Genomic DNA, 24,866 nt, shown 5'->3' on the forward strand with positions numbered 1-24,866 from the left:
AAAAGATAGGAAAAACGAGAATTAAGGCTCGTCGTTTAAGGCTGAAACCACGCGGTTGCGGCCTTCCTGTTTGGCCTGATACAGCGCTTTATCTGCCAGCTTGAAGGTACGCTCGATCGACATGTCGCTGACGGCCGGTTGCCACAGTGCCACACCTAATGAGATCGTAATGTTGCCCACGACAGGGATGGTGGATTCCTGTGTGCGTTGCCGCAGCCGTTCGGCAATCCCGAGTGCCACGTCCAGCGTGGTTTCCGGCAGGAGTATCAGAAACTCTTCGCCGCCGCTGCGGCACAGAATATCGGAATCACGCGAGCTGGTACGAATCAACTGCGACAAATAACGAATGACGTTGTCTCCGACGTCATGCCCGTGGGTGTCATTGATGCGTTTGAAGCGATCGATATCGAGCGCGATCACGGCAAAACTTTTCTGCCCCATCTGCCAATAGCGCAGAGCGCTATCCAATCCGCGGCGATTGAGCAGTTCGGTCATCGGGTCTGAATGTGCCTCAGAGCGTAGCTTACCGATCTTACGCTGGAGTAAATCAATACCCAGCAACATCGCCTGCTTGAGCTGAGAGGCTTCAAAATACCAAGAGTGGATATTTCTGATATCGTCGGAAACGTCCGTCGCATCCATCTTATTGGCGCTGCGTGCCAGCAGCCAGAGTGGTTGCGCGATGAGCCGGGCAAGTAGCCAGACGCACAAGATAGTTAGCAGCGCTAGCGGGAGTGTATGGCGGAGAACGTTCAGCATCAGTCCATCCAGTGGTTTCAGCGTAGTATCCGTTGGTCGAAGTGCTACGATCTCCCATTGTGAGGTCGATTCAACGGCGTAACCCGCTAACATTTTCTCACCCAGGTAGTTCACCATATGCTGGCTGCCATTGTCCTCGTGCTGTGCGTCGATCTTCAGATTATTGGTTTCTGTTTTGCCAATACGTTCTATATCACGGTGATACAGCATTTTTTTGTTCTGGTCCGTGACGTAAATATAAGAGCCGTCTCGATAATAGTGCTTATCCAATAACGTATTAAGAACGCTGGGCTGCTTAAGATAGATCGATCCACCGATAAACCCTTTATAGCGGCCATCGCGTGTGAAGATCGGCGACGATATCAGCACGATAAGGTTATTCGCGGCAGACATATAGGGCTGACTGATGAGAGGCTGCTTTTCTTTCAACGCTTCGCGTACACCGTCTGTTGTCAGGCTTCTCCCGATTAATTGGAATGTATCGGGTGACGTAGCTCTGACGATTCCTTTTTCATCTGCAATGACGACAGAGTTGAAGCTGCTGGTCTGTAGCCGCAGGCGATCGGCTTCTTTTAGCAGACTGACCTTATCATCCATTTGGGTGGCGATGATGTTTGCGCTGTAGGCTAACTGCTGCTGGGATTCTTTAAAGAAAGAATGGGTCATTGCCGCAAGTTTGGCGGCGTAAACACGATTGGCCTCAAGCGTGTTATCAATCAGAAGCTCTCGTTGGACGCGATAGCTGGCATAAAAGCTGTTTGCCAGCGTCACCAATGCGCTCGCTACTGCCAGAAGTAGGATAAGGCGCCGTAATCCGAAATGTTTGAGTAGTTTAAAAAACATAGTGGCAGTGCGGTACAGTGGCAAAAAATGACCGCTATCATAAGTGTAGATGCTCGTCGGTGCAAAAGAATTGACCAGAAAAATACATTACTGAAGTGGTGCTAACGGCTTGAATTGGAAAATGATATTGCATGCATCTTTATAAGACGAATAGTTGATATTTATCAAAATGCATAGGCTTTTCCGGTCTGAAGTACAAAGAGTGCTTCAACTTTGGATAGATAAATCATGCTACATATTTTCAGCAGGATATTGCTGGGTTGCGTGTAATAAGCAGAGTGATGGATTGCCTTAGAAGCGAAGTTGAATGCCAACCCTGTGTACTGGTTTTTGCATTAACCACAATCGAATGATGGGGTGAAATCAGGAGTTGACGGCTTCTGCTATGATCCAGACAATCCTTGTTTTTATAAAGTACGGGTAGGTTTTATGGAAGCGTGGCTGGATCATCTGGTTACTCAATCACTCGCGTATTCACTGATCGCTGTCATGCTGGTTGCCTTTCTGGAATCTCTGGCTCTGGTAGGGCTGCTGTTGCCGGGCACGGTGATGATGGCAACACTGGGGGCGCTGATTGGCAGCGGACAAATGGGGCTATATCCAGCGTGGGCGGCTGGAATCATCGGTTGCCTGCTGGGGGACTGGATTTCCTATTTTATCGGCATGCGTTTCAAAGCACCGCTGCATAATTGGTCTTTCCTGAAAAAGTATCAGGCATTACTGAATAAGACCGAATATGCCCTGTATCAGCATCCGATGCCGACGATATTGATCGGGCGTTTTGTCGGCCCGACACGCCCGTTAATCCCGATGGTGGCGGGAATGTTGGGACTACCGCCGTATAAATTCGCAGTGCCGAATATTATCGGCTGCCTGCTGTGGCCTCCGGCCTATTTCTTACCCGGCATTCTGGCTGGGGTTGCGATTGATATTCCTGCTGGGACTAACAGCGCAGGCTTTAAGTGGCTGCTGCTGGTAACCGCCATTGTGGTGTGGGTCGCAGGTTGGCTAAATTGGCGCTGGTGGCGCAGCGATAAGCGTAAACAGCATGATTGGTTTAGCAGAAAGTTACCGCTCAGGCGTTTGCGCTGGGTCGTGCCAGCGGTGTCCGTGGCGGCGGTTGGATTGCTGTTCGTGTTGATTCAGCACCCGCTGATGCCAGTTTATCGTCATCTGCTATGGCAGGTATTAAACGGGTGACATTGGGCTGGCCGGGACAGACCCGGCCAAGCCATCTAGCAGTAAAACTCGGCGACCTGTTCGAAAATACGCATTTCTTCACCGTGACGACGTACCTGAAGGACGTCTTCCAGCTTTTCCACCTGACTGATCATTTGCTGTAGCCGCTGGTCATCCTTGACCAGTAGCCAAATCCGGCTTTCTTCGCCGTTTGCCAGCGGCATACACAGAATGCCTTCCACGTTAAATGCCCGACGGGCAAACAGACCGCAAACGTGTGACATCACCCCGGGGTGGTTGCGTACAGAGAGTTCTAGCGTAACCTGATTTGACGTTAACTGAGTTGGCGAAGTTAGTTGAATTGACATAGTCATTAATCTCCGATCATATCGATGTTCGCTGCGCCCGGCGGCACGATGGGGAAAACTTTTTCATTGGCGTCAATACGTACGTGGATCAACGCCGGACCCGGCTGGCTCAGTGCTTCTTTCAGCGCGGCCTGTGGGTCGGTTGCCGCATTCAGATCGCAGGTCGTAAAGCCGAAACCTGCGGCAATCGCGAGAAAATTCGTGTTGTAGCGGTAATCGGCAGCAAAGATGCGCTGTTGGAAAAACATATCCTGCTGTTGATGGACCAGACCGAGAGACTGGTTGTTCATCAGGACGATTTTTACGTTGAGTCCTTCTTCCGCTGCGGTCGCCATTTCCTGAATATTCATCATCAGGCTGCCATCACCAGAGAAACACACCACGGTGCGATCCGGTTCTGCCAGCGCTGCGCCAATTGCCGCAGGCAAGCCAAAACCCATTGTGCCAAACCCGCCGGACGTCAGCCATTGGCGCGGACGACGCAGTGGATAAGACTGAGCGACCCACATCTGGTGTTGACCAACATCGGTCGTGACGATGGCATCATCCGTCAGCGCCCGCGCCGTGGCCTGAACCAGACCATAATGGCTCAACGGATCGTCAGCATTCGGCATGCTGAACGGAAATTCCTGTTGCAGCCCGTTAACGGTTGTCCGCCATACGTCACGCTGCTGTGGGGTAATATGCGGCAGCAGGTGATCCAACGCCTCGGCGACATCCGCATTGATCGCCACATGTGGCTGGCGGATCTTGCCCAATTCTGCCGGATCAATATCGATGTGAATGATGCTGGCCTGCGGGCAGAATTGTTCCGCTTTACCAATTGCGCGATCGTCAAAACGCGCACCCAGTACAATTAACAAATCTGCCTGCTGTAAGATCAGATTGGTTGATCGCGCGGCGTGCATCCCCAACATACCGAGCGACAAGGGGTGATCAACAGGCATGGCACCCAAGGCCATTAGTGTCATGGTGGTGGGCAGGCTGGCGCGTTCTGCCAGTTGAACCGCCTGTTCGTGCGCGGCGCTGCTAATGATCCCACCGCCCAGATAGAGAATCGGACACTGGGCGGCGTTAATCATGGCCGCAGCCCGTTCAATGTCCTGCTGGGCAATCGTGGGTGGTGTATCGAGAGGGAAAATGTCTGGCAGTTCGCTCAGTTCAATGGTCGCGTTCTGAATATCTTTTGGAATATCGATCCACACCGGGCCGGGACGACCCGATTGCGCGATGCGAAACGCTTCAGGGATCACGCGCGGCAGTTCGTTGATATCACGAACCAGATAGTTATGTTTGGTGACGGGAATGGAGATGCCGTAAGTGTCGACCTCCTGAAATGCATCGGTGCCGATCATGCTGGAAGGCACCTGACCGGTAATACACACCAGCGGGATCGAATCCAGTTTGGCATCGGCGATAGCAGTAATCAGGTTGGTCGCCCCTGGGCCGCTGGAAGCCATACAAACGGCGGCGCGTCCGCTGGCTCGCGCCATGCCTTGTGCCATAAACCCCGCGCCCTGCTCGTGGCGAGCCAGAACATGGCGGATAGTTTTACTTTGACTCAGAGCATCATATAACGGCAGTGCTGCGCCGCCGGGGATGCCCGCAACGGTGGTGATACCCTGCTGTTCGAGCAACTGAACAATCAACTGAGCGCCTGTATAACGCATGTTTACATCCTTCATCAGGGCCGGTGCAGTGTCGGAGCGGGGAGGGTAGAAACAAGAAACCCCGCTCGGCTGGCGCCGGCGGGGTTTGAGAATCTTCGATTCGGAACCCGTTACGGCGCGCTGCCGACGACGACCACGACGACCACGCGCACGACGACAACCGCGTCAACATGCGCGGTGTTTAGTAGTGCTGAAGTGGAAGAAGAGTAGTGCGTCACGGGAATCCTATTTACTTATGTTGAGTTTATTTACGTTAGCGATGGTTGGGCGTTGTATTCGAATGTGTCATCAGCCCATCACCAATTCATATAAGCACAGCAGTACAAAAAGACACAATACCCACAAGGGATAAAAACTGAATATGTAGAATTGGTCACAGTATACCCGTCATACTTCGAGTTGCCTGTGCGTTGGCTGGTCAAATTCGTTCCCGACGAATGTGTCCCTCACTTGCCGCGTTATTCGGCCTTATGGCCTCACCCCTTCGGGGTCAGCGCAAGCGCTGTTCAAAACGCTACGTTTTGTCCTGAAACTCGAATTATTTAGGGTATATATTGATATTTCACCGCACGATTACCGCTTAAGTTTTCATCTAAAAGCCGGAGAATCGTGACTGTTTTCACAACTGGAACACGGTTTCAATGTTATAAATTACCAAATAATCATTGAGATAGTGGGGTGGTAATAAATGAATATCTCCCGAATGGTGGGGAAAGGCGCGCTGAGCGGCATCTTGCTGATGGCGATGAGTGTAAGTCAGGCGATGGCCTGTCAGGCTGGCCCTGCCAACGAGTGGCGGCGAGGTATTGAGCAGCAGCGTCAGGCGGACTTAGGCAATGGCTGCTACCTCAACCCGATTATTGCGGGCGATCATCCCGACCCTACGATTATCAAAGATGGGGAGGATTACTACATGACGTTCTCGTCATTTGACGATATCCCCGGACTGCTCATTTGGCATTCGCGCGATTTGGTGAACTGGCAGCCGCTTGGCCCCGCGATAACGACGCCCGTTGATGCGATTTGGGCACCGGATCTGGTGAAGCACAATGATAAATATTACCTCTACTTCACTACGAACCGGATTATCGATGCCAAAGGGACGAAAAAGAAAACGCTGTATGTGATCACTGCGGATGATATTCACGGCCCGTGGACGCCACCGAAAGATACTGGCTTGAAAAATCCGGCCAGCGATCCCGGCCATGTCGTGGGGGAAGACGGTAAGCGTTACATCTTTATGTCCGGTGGCAACCGTGTGCAATTGACGGATGACGGGCTGTCGACGGTTGGTGAAATGGAGGTGGTCTATCAGGGATGGCAGTACCCGGAAGAGTGGGATGTGGAAAGCTTCTCGCAGGAGGGGCCGAAGATGCTGCGCCACGGCGACTATTTCTACATGGTATTGGCGGAAGGCGGCACGGCTGGGCCACCAACGGGGCACATGGTGATTGCTGCTCGCTCGAAGTCGATCAATGGGCCGTGGGAAAACTCACCGCATAATCCGATTATCCGCACACAGGATCGTTCAGAGAAGTGGTGGTCGCGCGGCCATGCGACGCTGATCGAAGGGCCGGATAAAAACTGGTACATGGTGTATCACGGTTATGAAAACGGCTTTATGACGCTGGGGCGGCAGGCAATGTTGGAGCCGATTGTCTGGGGCGATGACGGCTGGTTTACGTCTGCTGGATTCGATACCGGCAAACCGATTCGTAAACCGGAAGGGGGCGAGGCAGTGCCTCACGGCATAGGCTGGTCAGATAGCTTTACCGACGAGAAATTCCCAGCCCGCTGGCATTTCTACCGCGCCAATGCGGAAGAGCTGAAGCGGGTTACGCTCAGCGACGGCAAGCTGCACCTGAAGGCAAAAGGTGCATCGCCAAAAGACAGCGCGCCGCTGACGATGATCCCCGGCGATCAGGCTTACCAAATTGAGGTTACGGCGAATTTCGCCCCCGGTGCACAGGCTGGTTTACTGCTGTTCTACAACGCGAAGCTGTATGTCGGGCTATCGTTTAATCAGGATGGTACGGTGATGCACCGCTATGGGCTGGAAAGGGCTGAGAAGAAATTGCCGCACATCACGGGTAATGAGGTGCAAATTCGGATGAAAAATGACCGCCATATCGTGACATTTTATACCCGAACCTCGGATCAGGAACCGTGGAAGAAATATCCGGTACAGATGGAAGTGTCCGGCTACCATCACAACGTCGCATATGACTTTCTCAGTTTACGGCCAGCGTTGTATGCGTCGGGCGAAGGCGAGGTCACGTTCAGTAACCTGCGCTATCAGGCTTTGCCTTAACGCTTCAAGCCGAGGACGGGCGTGAAATTCCCAGGATGGCGGCGGCATCGGCGCTGCCATCCTGTAACGCCTGAGTGGGCCCATCATAGTAAATCTGCCCGTCAACGATCAGCACCGTGCGTTTTGCGATCCGCAGGGCATCATCCAGATTGTGGGACACCATCAGCAATGTGAACTGGCGCTCCTCACACACGCTTTCAACCAGATCGAGCATCTCCTGACGTAGCGCGGGATCGAGTGCCGAGAACGGTTCATCTAACAATAGAATTGGCTGATGACGTACCAGACAGCGAGCCAATGCCGCGCGCTGACGCTGACCACCGGAAACCTGAGAAGGCAGGCGATCCAGAAGATCTGCCAGACCCACTCGATCGGCAATCTGCCGCAGCGTCTCGCGCTGTGCCGTATTGAGCCGCAGACCGGGATGTAGCCCTAGTGCGATGTTTTGCCCGATTGTCAGGTGAGGAAACAGGTTATTTTCCTGAAACAGAATCGAAACCGGTCGTTTGGCAGGGGGCGTTTCACGGTGAGATTCACCGTTAAGCCTCAATTCGCCGCTGTCTGCTATCAGGAAACCGGCCACCAGATTCAACAGCGTACTTTTCCCCGCCCCGCTGGGGCCGAGGATAGCGATGCGCTCTCCCGGTTTGACGTGAAAATCAAAACGCATGGGGAGGTGCTGATAAAAGTAGGTCAATTTCTCAAGCGCGATCATGACGGCCTGCCAGTTTCTCAATCAGGGTAAATAACATAAAGCACAGCAGCATCAACAACAGTGCCGTGACTGCGCCGTCGGCGCTGCGATAGGAACCAATTTGCTGGTACAGATAGAACGGCAGTGTGCGGAACTGCTCATTACCGAATAGTGCGATAACGCCGAAATCACCGAGTGACAGCACGCAGGCAAAGGCCAACGCCTGTGCTAACGGCTGTTTCAACGCGGCGAGTTCGATCAGCTTCAATCGCTGCCAGCCGCGAATATCCAGCGAGATACAGAGCCGGTTGTAGCGCTCGGCAACGTCCAGCATCGGGTTTTCCAGTACCTTAATAGCATACGGGATTGCCATCAGCGCGTTGGTGAATACCACTAACACATAGGGGGATTGCGGCAGTCCGATGCTGTTATTCAGCAGCAGGAAAAAGCCGGTTGCCAGCACAATGCCGGGCATGGCGAGGATGAGCATACCGCTCAGATTCATCAACTGCCCGTAGAGTGGCTTCTGGCGTAACTTGAGCTCGCGGCTGCTCCAGAGCAGCATCATGGTCAGTACCAGACACAGCAGCCCTGCGCCTAAGGCAATGCGTAGCGAGGTAAACAGCGTTTGCCAGAGCACGGGCTGTTGCAGCACGGAAACCAATGATCGGTTCACGCCATCAACCACTACGGCCAGCAAGGGGGGAATGACCAGTAGCAACAGTGCGCCAATCAGCAGGCTGTCGGTGAGACGGCTTAAAGTGCTATCTTGCGGGTTACGCCATGGAAGCTGCTGCGTACTGCCGACAGGCAGAATACGGCCCAGTCGCTGGCTCAATAGCACCAAACCGAGACAACAGACCATCTGGATTAATGCTAGCAGCGCCGCACGCGCCGGATCGTAATCAAAGCTCAATGCCTGATAGATGGCCAGTTCAATTGTGGTTGCCTGCGGGCCACCGCCTAGCGACAGCACTGTGGCAAAGCTGGCAAAGCAGAGCATAAAAATCAGCGCACCAGTGGGTAAAATCTGCCTGCGCAGGGCAGGCCATTCCAACAGACGGAAATGCTGCCAACTGTTCATGCCCAGATTGGCGGCTAACTGACGCTGCTCGGTGGCAATGCCTTCCAGTGACTGCAACAGCAGTCGGGTTGCCAACGGTAGATTGAAGAATACATGCGCTAGCAGGATGCCTTGCAATCCATAGGGCGAAAAGGCGTATTTCAGGTTGAACCAGCCCAACGCTGACGCCAGCCAGCCTTGTCGGCCATAAACGCTGAGCAGGCCAAAAACGGCTACCAGCACGGGCAGCACTAGCGTCATCGCGCACAGGCGTAACAGCCAGCGGTGGCCGGGGAAGCGCCGCCGATACAGCGCTCTGGCAAGAAAAATGGCCGGAACGGTAGAAAACAGCGCGGAGAGAAAGGCCTGCCAAAAGGTAAACTGAATGACATGCCAGAGATAGCTGTCATGCCATAGCGTGCGCCACTGGCTTTCTGGCGCCTGTATCCACAGTGCGCCAAAAGCCAGTACGGCAACGGAAATTAACAGCGTTGTGGCCAGTAGCCCCGGCCACAGACGTCCGCCGATCAGTGGCTGACGGCGCGTTGCCATGCCTGAATCCACTGCGTCCTTTGGTCCGCGACGTCCTGCGCGCTGAACTGCATGGCTTTCTCTGGAACCGCAAGCGTCGCGAAGCCCGCAGGCAGTTCAGTTTTAACCGCTGGGTACATCCAGTTGGTGGTAGGGATCGCCTGCTGGAAGGTTGGGCTTAGGATGAACTGCATAAAGCGTTTTGCCAGCTCGGGATTTTTGCTGGAAGCCAACTGTCCGGCGATTTCAATTTGCAGGTAATGCCCTTCGCTAAAGGTAGCTGCCGCGTAGTTGTCTTTCTTCTCTTCGATGATGTGGTAGGCCGGTGATGTCGTGTAGCTCAGCACCAGATCCGCTTCCCCTTTCAGGAATAGGCCGTAGGCTTCGCTCCAGCCTTTGGTTACGGTAACGGTTTTTTTCGCCAGTTTCTGCCAAGCTTGTGGCGCATCATCGCCGTACACTTTCTGCATCCACAGCAGCAGACCCAGTCCCGGCGTGCTGGTGCGCGGATCCTGATAGATCACTTTCCACGGGGCGTTGCTGTCCACCAGCTCATGCAGGCTTTTTGGCGGATTCTTCAGCGTGTCTTTGTTATACACAAACGCGAAATAGCCGTAGTCGTAGGGGATGAACGTTTTATTGTTCCAGCCGCCCGGTACCGTGACGGTGCTGGTATCCTGGCCGTGTGGCGTAAACAGGCCAGTTTGCTCCGCAGCCTGCAACAGGTTGTTGTCCAGCCCCAGAATGATATCCGCTTTGCTATTTTTTCCTTCCATACGCAGACGGTTCAGCAGCGATGCGCCATCCTCCAGCGCGACGAAATTCAGTTCGCACTCGCACTCTTTTTCAAACGCGGTCTTGATGACGGGGCCAGGACCCCATTCGGAAGCGAATGAGTCATAGGTATAAACGGTAAGCGCGGGTTTGGCGAAAGCGGATACTGAGAGCAGTAACAGACAAGGCAGGCTGGTTTTCAGCACGATGACTGAACGTTGTAATAATTGATTTAACACTTTGCACTCCTGAGAATCATAGGGTGGCAAAGGACTTCGAGGCAGCAATAAGCCGCACTCTCAAATCCCTTCGCCGGTATTAACCGGATCAGGTTCGACGGGTATCTTCTCAGCGAAAAATTTTCCGCACCCCGTTGAGAACGGCCCATTGTAAAGGGTTAAGTCGGGTAGCGAAAGGCTCTCCGTGTTCCGGCGGTGTGAACTTGGCCTGTCTGCTTACTCAGACGCCATAGTGTGACCGCAATACACGCACAATTTCGTTTAACGTGATGGTCTCTGTCGTCCTGTTTGTGGACAGTCACCACTTCACTGCTTCCTGCTCGATTAGCGCGGCACACCAGTCGATAAAGGCGCGGATAGCTGGCGAGAGATGACGGCTTTGCGGATAGAGGATGAAAATAGGTTCAAGTGGTGCTTCGATATCAGGAAGCAGCCTGACAAGATGTCCATCAGAAAGCTGCTGACGTACCATATAGCTGGCAATGCGTAGTAGACCCAGACCCGCTACGCCAGCGGCGACATAGGCATCGGTGTCATTTACGCTGATCTGTCCTGCTCGCGGAATCGCGACGGTGTGTGCTTCATCATGAAACCCCCAGTTGGTTGTACGACCTACCCGACTGTGGATATAACCCACTGCGGCATGCTCCTTTAGCGAGTCCAACGTGGTGGGGTATCCATGTTGCTCAAGATAGCGTGGGGACGCACAGAGATACCAATGGAATGCACCAAGGCGTCGTGCGACCAGTCGCGATAACGGCGGTTCTCCGGTTCTGATGACACAATCGATACCCTGCTGGACAATATCCACGGTGGCATCACCTAGGTGGAAGTCTACCTTTATTCCAGGATGACGTTCACAGAAGTCGGGTAGTGCCGGGATAAGGAAATTTTTGACCAGAGAAGGGGTAGCTCCGATTCTGATCGTACCCTGTAGTTCCTCCTTTTGCTGTGCCGTTACGCTTTCCGCCGCGTGCACATCCCGCAAGATCGCTTTGCAACTGTCGTAATAGCGCAGGCCAACATCCGTAATACTGAGTGCTCGCGTCGTTCGGTTGAGTAACCGAGCACCGAGATGTGACTCGAGCTCCTTGATGCTGCGGGTGACGGTGGATGGCAGAACATGCAGGGTTTCCGCCGCTTTTTTGAAACTACCCGCATCGACCACACGGATAAATGTTTCCATGGCCTGAAACCGATCCATACGATGATGTCCCCCCATTTTGCGATGAAACGTTGGTAAACGTACTGCCGTGTTAGCCGCTATATCACCTCATAGTTTGATTTTTTCAAATTATGAAGTGAGGTAGCTGAATCTTATCATGTCCGCATTCTTGTATAACATAACCCCCGAACTCTGGATTTCCTGACAGTGACAAGCATGTACAGGCCAGAGGCATGTCAGCGCGCTGAATACATAGGGGAACGCACACGACTCCCTATGATAGTGATAATTTGAAATTCTGAAGGAGTTAAGTAATGAATGACAGCAGAACAGCCTTGAAAGATATTCTTGTGCTTGGCGCAGGGCAACTCGGTATGGCGGTATTGCGTGCTCTTGCACCGCGTGCGCGAGCCTTGCCGTTGTCGGTCACGGTACTCGTCTCGCCGGACACGGTTAACGATCCGTCGGAGCAGGGTATGGCAACACTGACCGAACTCCGTGCTCTGGGGGTTGACGTTATCGGGTTCGATCTGGCCTCTGATGAACATACTCTGACGGAGCTGTTCAAGAATTATCAGACGGTATTGAATTGTTCGGGATTCGTAGCAGGGCCGGGCACTCAGATGAAAATAACCAGAGCGGTGCTGGCTGCCAACGTTGTGCGTTATTTTCCTTGGCAATTTGGTGTTGATTATGACGTAGTTGGTCGAAAAAGCGGCCACCCCGTGTTTGATGAACAGTACGACGTGAGGCAACTGCTACGTAGCCAACTGAGTACCGAATGGGTGATTGTTTCGACCGGTATGTTCACGAGTTTCCTGTTTGAACCCGTCTTTAATGTGGTGGATCTGGATCGCGAAATCCTTCACGGTCTGGGAAGTTGGGATACGAAAGTGACCGTGACGATCCCCGAAGATATTGGTTGGCTCACGACTGAAATCTTGCTGACCGAACCACGAGTAGTTAATGAGGTTATCTACGTGGCAGGTGACACGATCTCATACGGGGAACTTGCTGATGTCGTTGAACGTGTCACGGGGAAGGTCTTTGATAAGACACTATGGACCCTGGACAAATTGCGCAGGGATCTTAAGGCTGCTCCCGATGACGTAATGGCGCGCTATCGGGCTGCGTTTGCTTTGGGGGAGGGGATGTGGTGGAACAAATCCGGCACGTTCAATGAGCGTAATGGTTACGAGACGGTCGACGTCGAGCATTTCTTACGGATGCAGTTACAAAAATAGGCAGAAGGGTGCGGAGCGATTCAACTTGCGCCGCACTTTTTTCGGATGCAGTTAGTGTTCCGGTGGCGCAAACCAGGCAGACTTAAAATCAAACCACCCCAACATATTCATCCTAACGCCGCGCATACTGCGCTGTCCTTGAAGTTGCAGCCAGTGATGTAATAGCGGATGCAGTTGCCCACTCTTGATCAGTTTTTCGCACCATTCCGCCATTGGCAACGTATGGTTACGCCAGTGTTGTGCGTCTGTGTTTAGGTCGTCATTCAGGCAATGTTGCACCAGTGGCAGCTCGTAGAGCATGGCGAACAGCGAGAATTCGAGCGGCAGATAACAATTCAGGCTACCAAACCAGATATCGCTCTCGGCGTTGCCCTGATACCAGTCTTCGTAACTGATGGTTTGAACACGTAGGGTGACGCCCTGTTGTGCCAGCAGCGTGCGCATAATCTCGCTTAATATCCGGTACTCTGGGTGTTCCTGATAGAACGTAAGCGTGACCTCTGTTAGTCCTTCAGGAATAGACTGTGGCGTATCAGGGTGATGGTGATGCCAGCGCGGCAGCAGGCTATAGGCGGGCGACCAGTCTCGCTGGTTTCTGGTATTGGCATGGCTGAGCAGAGCAATCGGGTTAAATACCTGCCTGAGCCATTGCAGAGCTTCTGGACGTTTGTTCAGCGGCGAGCGCTTGTCGAATAACAGGAAATAACCGCCTTCTTCCATTCGGCTTTCCAGCTGTTCATGATGGGAATCATCAGACTGGAATTGAACAGACACCGGCATTTCTTCCGGTTCGTCCGGCAAGACCCAGATGTTGACTTCATCAATCAGTGCCCGATAGCCAAAGTAGTCATCAAAGGCGCAAATTTTCAACTGATTACTGTTATTACGTACTACAGCGTAAGGCCCGGTGCCAATCGGGTGTTGGGCGAAATTCGGCAACGTTTGCCACTCCTGCGGCAAAATCATGGCGTGCACACTGGCCAAAAGCCACGGCAGCCATTTATCTGGAGCGCTTAACCGGATATCAATCACAAACGGCATCGGTGAGGTCACGGCTTCAATGTGGGAAAACAGTGGAAGCGGGGTGAGTCGTGATAATGATGTGGTGATGTCGTCCATCGTCAGTTCACGACCGTGATGGAAACGGATGGCCGGGCGCAGGTAAAAGCGCCAGTGCAGTGGAGATAGGCTCTGCCAGTGATGAGCTAAATCGGGTTTCAGTTCCCCATTTTCCTCATTTATATTGGTCAGTCCGCTGAAAATTTGCCGCGCAATGTGCATTTCCGATCGTCGCAGTGCCGAACTGGGCAATAAATTGCGCAATGGGCGGTAATAGAGAATGCGCAGAATATGCTTCCCCTGCCGGAAACTCCTGCCAAGGTGAGCAAGTAGCATCTGGCGCACCGCTTCTTTGTCACCAACCAACTGCACCAACTGCTCAATGCGATCCTGTTCTAGCAAATCTTCGGCGCGCTGTTGCTGTAGGGCTAATCCGGTATACACAAAGGATAGCTGTGAGCGTTTTCCTCTTCCTGCTTCTGCCTGCCAGACGAGCCAGCCCTCTTGCTGCATTGCGTTCAGTAATGAACGGATATGGCGGCGAGAGCAGTTCAGCACCCCCGTCAGGTCTTGCAGCGTGGTATCCGTGGTTTGTCCCTGAAAGTGTTGCCACAGGCGGATGAACTGTTGTTGCAATCGAGGAGAAGACATAAAAGAGGAACTCCCTGCATTAAAGTCATCAATTTATCTTTCCCTATATTACGTCGATACTTTCTAACAAGGAAAGAGAGGAGGTGGCTGATGGCAATTTCCCGTTTGTCCCAGTTCTATCGAACCTACTTATCGGCCTGTAAAGCGAAGTGGTTGCGATGGATGTCTACCCAACAGCGCGTGGCATTATTACAGCAGGCCACGCAGTGGCATCTGAACGAAATGTCCGATGAAGAATACCGTCATTGGCTCTAGGTGGTGTGAAGAAATGTATTCTGAGTAATGGTGATGTTTCACCAACCAGCGAGTTTTCTCGCTGGTTTTTTTTATGGTGCTGGCCTGCTTATCGCTTTTTGGGAGGGCTGGTGCTGTAGTAATTTTGTTCAGTGGAAATAAAGGTATCACCAGCCGTGTATGTAATTCCCCGATGATGTCACTTTGGACATTGAGCAGGTAGGGTATGAGTGGCTGTTACCGTTATTACGGTAAATTTTATATTGCATGCTTAAAACGTCCTGTCATCGTCGGACAATAAGCCGTGTTTATCTGTAATGTGGTTGAGTTCCTACAATGCTTTCTGGTTCTGTTGCTTCCATTTTTCCCCTTCTGAAAGGCGAATTTCTCTCTTCAGCGCCTCGGTGAGTATTGCGGATAGGTTAATTCCGGCTTCACGCGCCTGCTGAAGCAACATAGGTTCCAGCGTCAAACTGACCGTTTTTTTATGACGAACACTTGTTGCGGGCATAGAGCCTCCAAAAATTACACGTGCAATAGCCCGTGTAATGACTATGCGTTTGGTTCTGGTGTATCGCAACTCTTATGAAAATGAAATATACCGGCTTATTTCTCTGAAAATTAAACGATGTGATGAGCCTGCGTGCGGCTTCGCAAAAGCCGGTCATAAGAGGGAAAGCCTGTCGGCAGAGAGCGGTATACTGATATTGCGAAGGTAGTGATGAATTAATATCCAATATTAAACGTTAGGACGAAATTTATTGTCATTAAAATTAAACAATTCTATGAATGTGTTTCTATACTAATAATGAATGGTAACGTAAGCTTTTCAGCTAGGATAATTAAATAACCTTACGTAATAGTTTATTTTTTGAATGGTTTTTGTTTGAAACAATTATCATTGAAATGACACTTTTTTCGTGATGGCGATCGTGTAGATAAAATTATTTTTTAGAGGTTACTATTTTTTCTCTCGCACTTAACGCTCATTGTTATAATCTTTAAACATTATATAACATGTGGCAGCGTTTTATTTTTTCTTATCTACCTGAAATTTACCTCACAGCAACTTTCTGAATAACTCGACGGATGTAAAAATGAGCGATGTACCGTATCAGTCAATAGCGCTTTACGAAAAACCAGAACCTTGGCATTCCTCTCCTGGGGTACATAATATTAAGTTGACCCCTCTTTTTGTTATTGTTTTTTCTGGTGTTTTACTGCTCTTTGCCGTGGCTGTCGCAACATCATCCTACTTTTTGAAGCAGGCTGAATTGTCATTAAATGAATCAACGCTGGAATTGAATGTTCGGATGGAGTTAGTCGATAGCGCTAATCATATGCGTGCAGCGCGTATGAATTTGCTACATGCGGTGAACCACTTACATAATGGTCTTACGGACAATTACAACGCCAGTATGAAAGCCGCTGAAGAAAGACTGGTCATGTCGCAGAAAATGTTTAACGGATATCAAAATAGAGCGGTTCGTTCTGGTGCGGAACTCGCCCGTGATGATGAATTAAAAGCACGTTATAGCGATTATGTTGAGCGAGGCATCAAGCCCATGTTTGACATAGCGAAAAAAGGCAATGTTGAAGAACTCAATGCATTTGAGTCGACCACCATGTCTAAATTGGATGATGAGTACGATGTGCCGCTGAAAGCGTCTTACCTTTATCGGGTTGATATGGCCAAAAACATTAATTTGACGGCGGAAAGACATTCAACCCTGGGATACACGCTCATGACAGGCGCATTTATCCTTGCCATCGTGTTAACGGGTATGACGTTCTTATTAATTCGCCGGGTCATTATTAACCCAATACAGTATTGGGTGTCGCGTATACAGGCGATCGCGCAGGGGGACTTAACGCGCGCGAGTGCGGATGTGGGGAGAAATGAAATCGGCATTTTGGGTGACAATATCCAGCAAATGCAGGATTCACTCTCAGAGACAGTGGGTTCAGTGCGTGATAGCGCGGAGTCTATTCACAGCAGTTCGACGAAGATCGCCGTCGGTAATACGGATTTGTCCGCACGAACGGAGCAGCAGGCTGCGGCACTGGCGGAAACGGCGGCCAGTATGGAGCAGCTCACGGCGGCGGTGAAGCAGAATACCGATAATGCACATCATGCCAGCAAGGCGGCGACAGATACCTCGTCTAAAGCGGTGAATGGCGGCAGCATTGTGGAACAGGTGGTGGGTTCTATGGCCGACATCGCCAAGAGTTCAGACAAAATTTCTGAGATTATTGCGCTTATTAACGGGATTGCATTCCAGACCAATATTCTGGCGCTGAATGCGGCGGTAGAAGCGGCCCGAGCGGGCGAGCAGGGCAAAGGGTTTGCGGTAGTGGCAGGGGAAGTGCGGAATCTGGCACAGCGCTCGGCCAACGCCGCCACGGAGATTGCTGCATTGATTAAAGAATCCGAAACCAGAGTGATCGAGGGAACGACGTTGGCATCTGAAGCGGGTAAAGCGATGGCTGAGATTGTCGCTGAAATTAATAACGTTACCCGAATCATGAATGAGATTGCGCTCGCTTCTGATGAGCAAAGCAGCGGTATTAATCAGGTGTCGTTAGCAATATCAGAAATGGATCGGGTCACGCAACAAAATGCGACGCTGGTGCTGGAGGCTTCCTCGTCTGCCGCATCGCTGGAGCAGCAGGCTGAACGGTTGAATCTTGGGGTGTCCCGGTTTCACCTGATGTAATCCCGCAGGTAAAAAAGCCAGAGCGGTAAAAAACAGAGATGTATCATTGATAGCCAGCGGCTTGTGTCGCTGGCTTTTTTTCGACGTATTCTCCAGCATGGGATGTTAATCCACTTCTGATAGAATCAATGAAACAGGTACACAGCCTCTGGATGATAAAGCGAGCATGTTGCTTCTCTGCCAGAGCAATTTTGTACAAACGATAAGAGGGTTGACGCGTGCATAAAAAGCCGGTTGCGCAAGAGCAGACAAACTTCAGGCACCTTGAAGCACTCGGCGGTCTGGATATGTTGCAGGCGCAGTACTACCAGCAGCGCTTTCCTCGCCATGTTCATGATACCTATTGCATCAGCGTGATTGAGCAGGGTGCTCAGCGCTTTTATCGTTCAGGTGCAGAGCATGTTGCGCCGAAAGGCGATATCATTCTGGTGAACGCAGACGATGTGCATACAGGAAGTTCTGAGGTAGAAACGGGCTGGGCCTACCGAGCTATTTATCCCCATCCCGACCTTTTTCGTTCAATTAATCAGGATCTTCAACGTTCAAAGGACGCCATTCCTTGGTTTCCCGATGCTGTTGTTCATGACTCAGGTCTGGCAGAACAGTTGCTCATGACATTTAACATGCTCGCTCAACCGGGCAATATGTTATTGAAAGAAACGCTGCTCTTGTCTTCATTAACCTGGCTAACGATGCGCTATAGCAAAACTCGCCTGACGCCACAGACTTTGCCTATCGCGACCCAAAATATACTGAACGTTAAAGCTTTCATGGACAGCTATCCTGAGAGAGAACTTGCTCTCGTTGAACTGGCTGAACTCGCCGGGCTCAGTGTGTGGCACTTCTTACGGCAGTTTAAAGCGGTTGTCGGTATTACGCCTCACGCTTATTTGATTCAGGCTCGTCTGCGCAAGGCAAAAGACCTGTTGCGTAAAGGCAATACTATTCTTGATGTTTCGGTGCAGTGTGGTTTTACCGATCAGAGCCACTTCCATCGTCATTTCAAAAACTCGCTGGGGCTGACGCCGGGTGAGTTTGCTAAAGGCAACCTATAAATAGGCTTGTTCTCTATTCTGAGGGGAAGCAACTTTATCCAATACTATTAAAAGGCGTTTTGTTAATTTTCCGCTATCGATTTATTTATGGTAGTGCAAGGTTATATGGAAAACACCGTAGCTCGTTCATCGTCGGCATCAAAAAACACGATGAGTCCATGGAAGCATTTTATGACCGGTGTGGTTGAAATGCTCCCTCTTTGTTTGTCGGTTGTGCCCTGGGGTATTCTTGCTGGTTCGATGGCTATCCAATCGGGATTATCCGTCGGGCAAAGTATCGGGATGTCCGCCATTATTTTTGCGGGAGCCGCGCAATTAGTCTCACTAGGATTACTCATGTCTGGGGCGAATGTCGCAACGCTATTAATCTCTGTTTTCTTTATCACCGCACAGCACCTGATATATGGCCTAACGCTACGTGAGTACGTTTCAACCTTGAAATTAAGAAAACGACTGCCTATTGGTTTTTTATTATCAGATGAACTCTTTGCGCTCAGTGAAAAGAAAGACAGAAAGAACAACGTCAGCGCCAGCTATTTAATCGGTGCGGGCGTCACTTTTTATATCTTTTGGAATATCTTCAGCATTCTTGGTGTGCTCATGGCGTCTTCAGTGCCTGACTTGGATAAGTATCACCTTGATTACTCTATTGTTGCTACGTTCATCACCATCGTTGTGCCGATGATCAAGAAGATCAGCACCTTTTCTGGCGTCCTGTTCTCGCTGCTGCTGTCAATGCTATTGACCTATTTCAAGATAGAAGGTGCCATCGCTATCGCTGGTGTTGGCGGTATGTTTTTCTCTGTATTTATCGGGTCTGTGCTTAAGGAAGAAAAATGAGTTGGTTATTGATATTCGTTTTGTCGGGGATTGTGTTCTTTAATCGCTATATCTTTCTTGAGCCTGCTGTACCGGTAAAAATCCCCGTTTTACTCCATCGTGCTTTAAAGTATTCTGCGCCATGTTTGCTCACCGCGATTTGTGGGCCGATTATTTTAATGGAACACGGCGTTATTCGCACCTTTCCTGATAATCCTTATTTCCTCGGTGCTATTGTAAGTATCGTGATTTCATTTTTTATCAGAAATATTGTGATCGCGGTGCTCTTAAGTATGCTGGCTTTTTATCTTATTGCTGCCTTGCTTTAGCGCTTAATTTAAAAAAGAAAAAGCCCGCAAAAAATGCGGGCTTCAGACTATTCTCAATCTCAAATCAGTTCAGAAAGGCTGGCTGATTCTTCTCATACTCGGTAATCGATGTTTCGTGTTGCAGCGTCAGGCCGATGCTGTCTAACCCGTTGATCATGCAGTGACGGCGGAAGCTATCGATTTCAAACGGATAGCGTTTGCTGCCTGCCTGAACGACCTGATTTTCCAGATCGACGGTGAAATTAATCCCTTCCTGACCATCAACCAGCTTGAACAGTTCGTCGACTTCTTCGTCGCTCAATTTTACTGGCAGCAGTTGGTTGTTAAACGAGTTGCCGTAGAAGATATCGGCAAAGCTTGGGGCGATAACGACTTTGAAGCCGTAATCGGTCAGCGCCCACGGCGCGTGCTCACGAGAAGAGCCACAGCCGAAGTTTTCGCGCGCCAGCAGGATGCTAGCCCCCTTGTAATGCGGTTTGTTCAGCACAAACTCAGGGTTGGGCTGTTGTCCCGCATCGTCCAGAAAGCGCCAGTCATGGAATAGATGTTGGCCGAAACCTGTGCGCGTCACCTTTTGCAGAAACTGCTTGGGAATGATGGCGTCGGTATCGACGTTAGCGGCATCCAGAGGAACCACCAGACCAGTATGTTGAGTAAATTTAGCCATGTTGGTTTCTCTCTTAATTCAACTCGCGGACGTCGGCAAAGCGACCCGTCACCGCCGCAGCCGCAGCCATTGCTGGGCTGACCAGATGGGTACGGCCTGCGCGCCCCTGACGGCCTTCAAAGTTACGGTTGCTGGTTGAGGCGCAACGCTCGCCAGGGTTCAGGCGGTCATTGTTCATCGCCAGGCACATGGAGCAGCCTGGTAAGCGCCACTCAAAGCCCGCTTCGATGAACACTTTATCCAGCCCTTCCAGCTCCGCCATGGTTTTTACCGGGCCGGAACCGGGTACAACGATAGCCTGAACGCCAGCGGCGACTTTACGCCCTTTGGCAATCTCTGCTGCCGCGCGTAAATCCTCGATACGCGAGTTGGTACAGGAACCAATGAAAACCTTATCGATCTTCACATCGGTCAGTTTAATGCCGGGTTGCAGATCCATATACGCCAACGCTTTGGCGGCAGAGGCGCGCTCTACCGGATCGCTGAAAGAATCCGGGCTAGGGATTTCCTGATTGACGGCGATAACCTGGCCGGGGTTGGTGCCCCAGGTAACCTGCGGTGCAATCTGCGCAGCGTCCAGCGTGACGACAGCGTCGAACTGTGCGCCATCATCGGACTTCAATGTGCTCCAGTATGCAACGGCGGCGTCCCAGTTGGCATCTTTCGGGGCGAACTGGCGGCCTTTCAGATAGTTAAAGGTGGTTTCATCCGGTGCAACCAGACCCGCTTTCGCCCCCATCTCAATGGCCATGTTGCACAACGTCATACGGCCTTCCATGCTCAACGCACGAATAGCGTCACCACAGAATTCAACTACGTGGCCGGTGCCGCCCGCGCTACCGGTTTTACCGATGATCGCCAGCACAATATCTTTTGCGGTGATGCCATGCGGGGCATCACCCGTGACTTCAATCTTCATGGTTTTGGCACGACCCTGTTTCAGAGTTTGGGTCGCCAGTACATGTTCCACTTCCGATGTACCGATGCCGAAGGCCAGTGAACCAAATGCGCCGTGCGTTGCGGTGTGTGAGTCACCACAGACGATAGTCATACCCGGCAGCGTCATGCCTTGTTCTGGGCCGATAACGTGAACAATGCCCTGGTTCGGGTGGTTCAGGTCATACAGCTGAACGCCAAATTCCGCACAGTTCTTGATTAACTCCTGCATCTGAATGCGGGCCATCTCGCCACTGGCGTTAATGTCTTTGGTCTGCGTGGACACGTTGTGGTCCATGGTTGCGAAGGTTTTCCCCGGCTGACGAACCTTACGGCCCATGGCACGCAGGCCGTCGAAGGCCTGTGGTGAGGTCACTTCGTGCACCAGATGTCTGTCGATATACAGCAGCGGCGTTTCGTTCGGTGCTTCATGAACCACGTGCGCTTCGAACAGTTTTTGATATAACGTCTTACCCATGGTTATGCCCCTTGCGCCACAAAACGCGCAATAACGTCGCCCATTTCATTGGTACCGATCGCGTTGCTGGCGCTTGCCAGATCGGCAGTGCGGTAGCCTTCAGCCAGCGCAGTATTGACGGCTTTTTCGATCGCTTCTGCGGCATCATCTGCACCCAGGCTGTAGCGCAGCAGCAGCGCCAGCGACAAAATCTGCGCAATCGGGTTGGCAATGTCTTTACCTGCGATATCCGGTGCAGAACCGCCAGCAGGCTCGTACAAGCCAAAGCCTTGCTCGTTCAGGCTTGCGGAAGGCAGCATGCCCATTGAACCGGTAATCATGGCGCACTCGTCGGACAGAATGTCACCGAACAGGTTAGAACACAGCATCACGTCAAACTGAGACGGATCTTTAATTAACTGCATTGTCGCATTATCGATATACAGATGAGACAGCTTCACATCTGGATAGGCTTTAGCGACTTCCGTAACGATCTCGCGCCACAAAATAGAGCTTTGCAGTACGTTGGCTTTATCGATGGAGGTCACAATGCTACGGCGTTTACGTGCGGATTCAAACGCGATATGCGCGATGCGCTCAATCTCGAAACGGTGATATACCTCGGTATCGAAAGCGCGCTCATATTGGCCGCTACCTTCACGGCCTTTCGGCTGGCCGAAGTAGATCCCACCGGTCAGTTCGCGAACACACAGGATATCAAAGCCTTTCGCGGCGATGTCACTACGCAGCGGACAAAATGCCTCCAACCCCTGATACAGACGGGCAGGACGCAGATTGCTGAACAATTTAAAGTGCTTACGCAGAGGCAATAATGCACCGCGCTCCGGTTGTTCTGCTGGTGGCAGATGTTCCCATTTCGGGCCGCCAACGGAACCGAACAGGATCGCATCGGCCTGCTCACAGCCTGCGACGGTCGCCGGCGGCAACGGTGTGCCCTGACGGTCAATGGCAATACCACCAACGTCGTATTCGCTGGTGGTAATGCGGATGCCAAAACGCTGACGCACCGCATCCAGTACTTTGTGGGCCTGTGCCATTACTTCTGGGCCAATGCCGTCTCCGGGTAAAACGGCGATATGGTAGCTCTTTGTCATCACACTGTTTCCTGACTGTTTTGTTGTTTGCTATCGTTTTGTTGTTGGTTATTGTGCTGCTGCAGACGTTGAATTTCTTTTTCTACCTGCTGAGCACGTTTGATGTTGTTTAATACATTTACCATTGCCTGCGCGGAAGATTCAACGATATCCGTTGCCAGACCAACGCCGTGGAAACGACGTCCCTGATAATCCGCGACAATATCAACCTGACCCAGCGCGTCGCGCCCCTGGCCTTTGGCCGTCAGTTGGTATTTGACCAGCGAAACCTGATAACCCGTGATGCGGTTGATCGCCTGATAAACGGCATCCACTGGGCCATTACCTGTCGCTGCTTCTGACTGAGTTTCTTCGCCACAAATCAGTTTGACTGAAGCGGTTGCCATCACGCTGGAACCAGACTGAACGCTGAAATAATCCAGATGGTAGAACTCAGGTTCTTCCTGCTGGCGGCTGATAAAGGCCAGCGCTTCCAGATCGTAATCAAACACCTGACCTTTTTTATCCGCCAGTTTCAGGAATGCAGAGTACAAATCGTCCAGATTGTAATCGCTGTCCTGATAGCCCATCTCTTCCATACGGTGTTTCACCGCCGCACGACCAGAACGGGAAGTCAGGTTCAACTGTACTTCTTTCAGGCCGATGGATTCCGGCGTCATGATTTCGTAGTTTTCACGATTCTTCAGCACGCCATCCTGGTGAATACCAGAAGAGTGGGCGAAAGCGTTGGCACCCACGACCGCTTTGTTGGCAGGGATAGGCATGTTGCAAATCTGGCTGACCAGTTGGCTGGTGCGGTAGATTTCCTGATGATTGATGTTGGTATGGACATTCAGGATGTTATGGCGGGTTTTTATCGCCATGATCACTTCTTCCAGTGAACAGTTACCGGCACGTTCACCGATACCGTTCAACGTGCCTTCTACCTGACGAGCCCCGGCGTGAACGGCTGCCATTGCGTTGCCGACGGCCAGGCCCAGATCGTCGTGAGTGTGGACAGAAATGATGGCTTTATCGATATTGGGAACATGTTGGTACAGTGAGGCGATGATATTACCGAACTCATGGGGCATGGTGTAGCCGACTGTGTCCGGGATATTAATCGTGCGAGCACCGGCATTGATTGCGGCTTCGACCACGCGACACAAGTCTGGAATGGGTGTCCGGCCTGCATCTTCACAGGAGAACTCAACGTCGTCCGTGTAGTTACGCGCGCGTTTGATCATGTAGATGGCGCGTTCAATGACTTCGTCCAATGTGCTGCGCAGCTTAGTGGCGATGTGCATCGGTGAAGTGGCGATGAAGGTGTGGATACGGAAGGCTTCTGCGACACGCAGTGCTTCTGCTGCAACATCAATATCCTTTTCGACGCAGCGAGTCAGACCGCACACTCGACTATTTTTGATGTTGCGGGCAATGGTCTGAACGGATTCAAAGTCGCCGGGAGATGACACGGGAAAGCCAACCTCCATGACATCAACGCCCATACGCTCCAGAGCGAAAGCAATTTGCAGTTTTTCTTTTACGCTCAAACTCGCCTGTAAAGCCTGTTCACCATCACGTAATGTGGTATCAAAAATAATGACTTGCTCGCTCATCGGTTTAGTTCCTTGTCGTGTCTACTTGTACTTGGCGCTCGGCGAGTAAAAAAAAACCCGCGCATCAGCGCGGGTTTTTGTATCGTGTGGCGAGAAACTTAGTTCTTAACTCTGCCCACAAACCTACCGCGCAAGAAGGATGCGTTTAGTAGTAGGCCTAGTAGGACAGCAAAGTTGAACATAATGTCTCGTCATCTGAAATTTGGTGTTGCTTTATTGGTACGCGATTATCAGGGTTATGTCAACTTTTGATTGATGTGACGTGCGTCAAGTAAACCAGCGATAGCCCGCGGCGAATGAACGAAAGATCGTTGCGGTTTTGGACAATGACGGTAGACTGCACGCCAAATAATGTACAGCTGTACGCTGAAATGCTGTCAAATTCATTC

22 protein-coding genes, 1 pseudogene and 1 riboswitch are annotated in these 24,866 nt (G+C 51.4%); of the genes and pseudogenes, 8 read left to right on the forward strand and 15 right to left on the reverse strand.

Going from position 1 to position 24,866, the window contains the following annotated elements; translation table 11 throughout:
* Positions 1-21: 21 nt before the first annotated feature.
* Positions 22-1,602: a sensor domain-containing diguanylate cyclase gene (locus CLR69_RS15870; protein WP_129712237.1), complete on the reverse strand. Its 1,581-nt coding sequence runs from the start codon at positions 1,600-1,602 to the stop codon at positions 22-24.
* Between the two features lie 429 nt (positions 1,603-2,031).
* On the opposite strand from CLR69_RS15870, the gene CLR69_RS15875 reads away from it, so the two are divergent.
* Positions 2,032-2,802 (forward strand): DedA family protein, encoded by a 771-nt coding sequence (locus tag CLR69_RS15875; RefSeq protein ID WP_129712236.1) that lies wholly within the window; start codon positions 2,032-2,034, stop codon positions 2,800-2,802.
* A 35-nt stretch (positions 2,803-2,837) separates the two neighbouring features.
* Here the strand turns inward: CLR69_RS15875 and ilvN are convergent, their stop codons facing one another.
* From ilvN to CLR69_RS23455, 3 genes are all read right to left on the reverse strand, one after another.
* The gene (ilvN, locus tag CLR69_RS15880) at positions 2,838-3,149 is read right to left on the reverse strand and encodes an acetolactate synthase small subunit (RefSeq protein WP_129706789.1); all 312 of its coding nucleotides are present in this window, start codon (positions 3,147-3,149) and stop codon (positions 2,838-2,840) included.
* Positions 3,150-3,154: 5 nt separating this feature from the next.
* Positions 3,155-4,819, reverse strand: a complete 1,665-nt coding sequence (gene ilvB / locus CLR69_RS15885; RefSeq protein WP_165345980.1) for an acetolactate synthase large subunit — start codon at positions 4,817-4,819, stop codon at positions 3,155-3,157.
* Between the two features lie 110 nt (positions 4,820-4,929).
* A complete protein-coding gene (locus CLR69_RS23455) occupies positions 4,930-5,037 on the reverse strand; it encodes an ilvB operon leader peptide IvbL (protein ID WP_129712234.1) in 108 nt (35 codons plus the stop codon).
* 470 nt (positions 5,038-5,507) lie between these two features.
* Between CLR69_RS23455 and CLR69_RS15895 the strand changes: the two genes are divergently transcribed.
* Positions 5,508-7,130 (forward strand): family 43 glycosylhydrolase, encoded by a 1,623-nt coding sequence (locus CLR69_RS15895; protein WP_129712233.1) that lies wholly within the window; start codon positions 5,508-5,510, stop codon positions 7,128-7,130.
* Positions 7,131-7,134: 4 nt separating this feature from the next.
* On the opposite strand, the gene thiQ is transcribed toward CLR69_RS15895, so the two are convergent.
* From thiQ to CLR69_RS15915, 4 genes are all read right to left on the reverse strand, one after another.
* On the reverse strand, positions 7,135-7,845 hold the full coding sequence (thiQ, locus tag CLR69_RS15900; RefSeq protein ID WP_129712232.1) for a thiamine ABC transporter ATP-binding protein ThiQ: 711 nt from the start codon (positions 7,843-7,845) through the stop codon (positions 7,135-7,137).
* Positions 7,832-9,439 carry a thiamine/thiamine pyrophosphate ABC transporter permease ThiP gene (gene thiP, locus CLR69_RS15905; RefSeq protein WP_129712231.1) on the reverse strand — a complete coding sequence of 536 codons (1,608 nt, stop codon included), beginning with the start codon at positions 9,437-9,439 and terminating at the stop codon, positions 7,832-7,834. Before thiP ends, thiQ begins: the two co-directional genes overlap by 14 nt.
* Positions 9,415-10,398 carry a thiamine ABC transporter substrate binding subunit gene (gene thiB, locus CLR69_RS15910; RefSeq protein WP_165345984.1) on the reverse strand — a complete coding sequence of 328 codons (984 nt, stop codon included), beginning with the start codon at positions 10,396-10,398 and terminating at the stop codon, positions 9,415-9,417. Before thiB ends, thiP begins: the two co-directional genes overlap by 25 nt.
* An 80-nt stretch (positions 10,399-10,478) precedes the next feature.
* A riboswitch (TPP riboswitch) is annotated at positions 10,479-10,575 on the reverse strand.
* A gap of 154 nt (positions 10,576-10,729) precedes the next feature.
* Complete coding sequence (locus CLR69_RS15915; protein WP_129712229.1) at positions 10,730-11,635, reverse strand: LysR family transcriptional regulator; 906 nt, start codon at positions 11,633-11,635, stop codon at positions 10,730-10,732.
* 275 nt (positions 11,636-11,910) lie between these two features.
* Between CLR69_RS15915 and CLR69_RS15920 the strand changes: the two genes are divergently transcribed.
* Positions 11,911-12,840: an aromatic alcohol reductase gene (locus CLR69_RS15920; RefSeq protein WP_129712228.1), complete on the forward strand. Its 930-nt coding sequence runs from the start codon at positions 11,911-11,913 to the stop codon at positions 12,838-12,840.
* 51 nt (positions 12,841-12,891) lie between these two features.
* Here CLR69_RS15920 and sgrR read toward each other — a convergent pair whose 3' ends face one another.
* Positions 12,892-14,550, reverse strand: a complete 1,659-nt coding sequence (gene sgrR / locus CLR69_RS15925; protein WP_129712227.1) for an HTH-type transcriptional regulator SgrR — start codon at positions 14,548-14,550, stop codon at positions 12,892-12,894.
* A 90-nt stretch (positions 14,551-14,640) separates the two neighbouring features.
* Here sgrR and sgrT point away from each other — a divergent pair, with 90 nt between their 5' ends.
* Positions 14,641-14,805 (forward strand): glucose uptake inhibitor SgrT, encoded by a 165-nt coding sequence (gene sgrT / locus CLR69_RS15930; RefSeq protein ID WP_129712226.1) that lies wholly within the window; start codon positions 14,641-14,643, stop codon positions 14,803-14,805.
* A 108-nt stretch (positions 14,806-14,913) separates the two neighbouring features.
* On the opposite strand, the pseudogene CLR69_RS23215 reads toward sgrT, so the two are convergent.
* Both CLR69_RS23215 and CLR69_RS15940 read right to left on the reverse strand, forming a co-directional pair.
* A pseudogene (locus tag CLR69_RS23215) lies at positions 14,914-15,053 on the reverse strand (CcdB family protein); the annotation flags it as partial.
* 62 nt (positions 15,054-15,115) lie between these two features.
* Entirely contained in the window at positions 15,116-15,295 is a 180-nt protein-coding gene (locus tag CLR69_RS15940) for a type II toxin-antitoxin system CcdA family antitoxin (protein ID WP_129712225.1), read from the reverse strand.
* A 586-nt stretch (positions 15,296-15,881) separates the two neighbouring features.
* Between CLR69_RS15940 and CLR69_RS15945 the strand changes: the two genes are divergently transcribed.
* From CLR69_RS15945 to CLR69_RS15960, 4 genes are all read left to right on the forward strand, one after another.
* Positions 15,882-17,501 (forward strand): methyl-accepting chemotaxis protein, encoded by a 1,620-nt coding sequence (locus tag CLR69_RS15945; protein WP_129712224.1) that lies wholly within the window; start codon positions 15,882-15,884, stop codon positions 17,499-17,501.
* Between the two features lie 218 nt (positions 17,502-17,719).
* Positions 17,720-18,556, forward strand: coding sequence for an AraC family transcriptional regulator (locus CLR69_RS15950; RefSeq protein WP_129712223.1), 837 nt, complete (start codon positions 17,720-17,722; stop codon positions 18,554-18,556).
* A gap of 105 nt (positions 18,557-18,661) precedes the next feature.
* Positions 18,662-19,396, forward strand: a complete 735-nt coding sequence (locus tag CLR69_RS15955; protein ID WP_129712222.1) for an AzlC family ABC transporter permease — start codon at positions 18,662-18,664, stop codon at positions 19,394-19,396.
* Positions 19,393-19,704 carry an AzlD domain-containing protein gene (locus tag CLR69_RS15960; protein ID WP_129712221.1) on the forward strand — a complete coding sequence of 104 codons (312 nt, stop codon included), beginning with the start codon at positions 19,393-19,395 and terminating at the stop codon, positions 19,702-19,704. Before CLR69_RS15955 ends, CLR69_RS15960 begins: the two co-directional genes overlap by 4 nt.
* A gap of 64 nt (positions 19,705-19,768) precedes the next feature.
* On the opposite strand, the gene leuD is transcribed toward CLR69_RS15960, so the two are convergent.
* From leuD to leuA, 4 genes are read right to left on the reverse strand one after another with little or no spacing between them, the layout of a single operon-like run.
* Positions 19,769-20,371 carry a 3-isopropylmalate dehydratase small subunit gene (leuD, locus tag CLR69_RS15965; RefSeq protein ID WP_129712220.1) on the reverse strand — a complete coding sequence of 201 codons (603 nt, stop codon included), beginning with the start codon at positions 20,369-20,371 and terminating at the stop codon, positions 19,769-19,771.
* Positions 20,372-20,384: 13 nt separating this feature from the next.
* Positions 20,385-21,785, reverse strand: a complete 1,401-nt coding sequence (leuC, locus tag CLR69_RS15970; RefSeq protein ID WP_129706760.1) for a 3-isopropylmalate dehydratase large subunit — start codon at positions 21,783-21,785, stop codon at positions 20,385-20,387.
* A 2-nt stretch (positions 21,786-21,787) separates the two neighbouring features.
* Positions 21,788-22,879, reverse strand: a complete 1,092-nt coding sequence (leuB, locus tag CLR69_RS15975) for a 3-isopropylmalate dehydrogenase (protein WP_129712219.1) — start codon at positions 22,877-22,879, stop codon at positions 21,788-21,790.
* A complete protein-coding gene (gene leuA, locus CLR69_RS15980) occupies positions 22,879-24,477 on the reverse strand; it encodes a 2-isopropylmalate synthase (protein ID WP_129712218.1) in 1,599 nt (532 codons plus the stop codon). Before leuA ends, leuB begins: the two co-directional genes overlap by 1 nt.
* Positions 24,478-24,866 lie beyond the last annotated feature (389 nt).

The sequence above is a fragment of the Pectobacterium zantedeschiae genome (assembly GCF_004137795.1).
In the GTDB taxonomy this organism is placed as follows: Bacteria; Pseudomonadota; Gammaproteobacteria; order Enterobacterales; family Enterobacteriaceae; genus Pectobacterium; species Pectobacterium zantedeschiae.

What these genes read in the sequence shown, in the direction of transcription:
- leuB (WP_129712219.1), bottom strand. Translation starts at nt 22,879, where the DNA reads ATGACAAAGAGCTACCATATCGCCGTTTTACCCGGAGACGGCATTGGC.
- thiQ (WP_129712232.1), bottom strand. Translation starts at nt 7,845, where the DNA reads ATGATCGCGCTTGAGAAATTGACCTACTTTTATCAGCACCTCCCCATG.
- CLR69_RS15955 (WP_129712222.1), top strand. Translation starts at nt 18,662, where the DNA reads ATGGAAAACACCGTAGCTCGTTCATCGTCGGCATCAAAAAACACGATG.
- CLR69_RS15960 (WP_129712221.1), top strand. Translation starts at nt 19,393, where the DNA reads ATGAGTTGGTTATTGATATTCGTTTTGTCGGGGATTGTGTTCTTTAAT.
- sgrR (WP_129712227.1), bottom strand. Translation starts at nt 14,550, where the DNA reads ATGTCTTCTCCTCGATTGCAACAACAGTTCATCCGCCTGTGGCAACAC.
- leuC (WP_129706760.1), bottom strand. Translation starts at nt 21,785, where the DNA reads ATGGGTAAGACGTTATATCAAAAACTGTTCGAAGCGCACGTGGTTCAT.
- thiP (WP_129712231.1), bottom strand. Translation starts at nt 9,439, where the DNA reads ATGGCAACGCGCCGTCAGCCACTGATCGGCGGACGTCTGTGGCCGGGG.
- CLR69_RS15870 (WP_129712237.1), bottom strand. Translation starts at nt 1,602, where the DNA reads ATGTTTTTTAAACTACTCAAACATTTCGGATTACGGCGCCTTATCCTA.
- CLR69_RS15945 (WP_129712224.1), top strand. Translation starts at nt 15,882, where the DNA reads ATGAGCGATGTACCGTATCAGTCAATAGCGCTTTACGAAAAACCAGAA.
- CLR69_RS15875 (WP_129712236.1), top strand. Translation starts at nt 2,032, where the DNA reads ATGGAAGCGTGGCTGGATCATCTGGTTACTCAATCACTCGCGTATTCA.
- CLR69_RS15895 (WP_129712233.1), top strand. Translation starts at nt 5,508, where the DNA reads ATGAATATCTCCCGAATGGTGGGGAAAGGCGCGCTGAGCGGCATCTTG.
- leuD (WP_129712220.1), bottom strand. Translation starts at nt 20,371, where the DNA reads ATGGCTAAATTTACTCAACATACTGGTCTGGTGGTTCCTCTGGATGCC.
- CLR69_RS15915 (WP_129712229.1), bottom strand. Translation starts at nt 11,635, where the DNA reads ATGGATCGGTTTCAGGCCATGGAAACATTTATCCGTGTGGTCGATGCG.
- ilvB (WP_165345980.1), bottom strand. Translation starts at nt 4,819, where the DNA reads ATGCGTTATACAGGCGCTCAGTTGATTGTTCAGTTGCTCGAACAGCAG.
- leuA (WP_129712218.1), bottom strand. Translation starts at nt 24,477, where the DNA reads ATGAGCGAGCAAGTCATTATTTTTGATACCACATTACGTGATGGTGAA.
- CLR69_RS15920 (WP_129712228.1), top strand. Translation starts at nt 11,911, where the DNA reads ATGAATGACAGCAGAACAGCCTTGAAAGATATTCTTGTGCTTGGCGCA.
- sgrT (WP_129712226.1), top strand. Translation starts at nt 14,641, where the DNA reads ATGGCAATTTCCCGTTTGTCCCAGTTCTATCGAACCTACTTATCGGCC.
- ilvN (WP_129706789.1), bottom strand. Translation starts at nt 3,149, where the DNA reads ATGTCAATTCAACTAACTTCGCCAACTCAGTTAACGTCAAATCAGGTT.
- CLR69_RS15940 (WP_129712225.1), bottom strand. Translation starts at nt 15,295, where the DNA reads ATGCCCGCAACAAGTGTTCGTCATAAAAAAACGGTCAGTTTGACGCTG.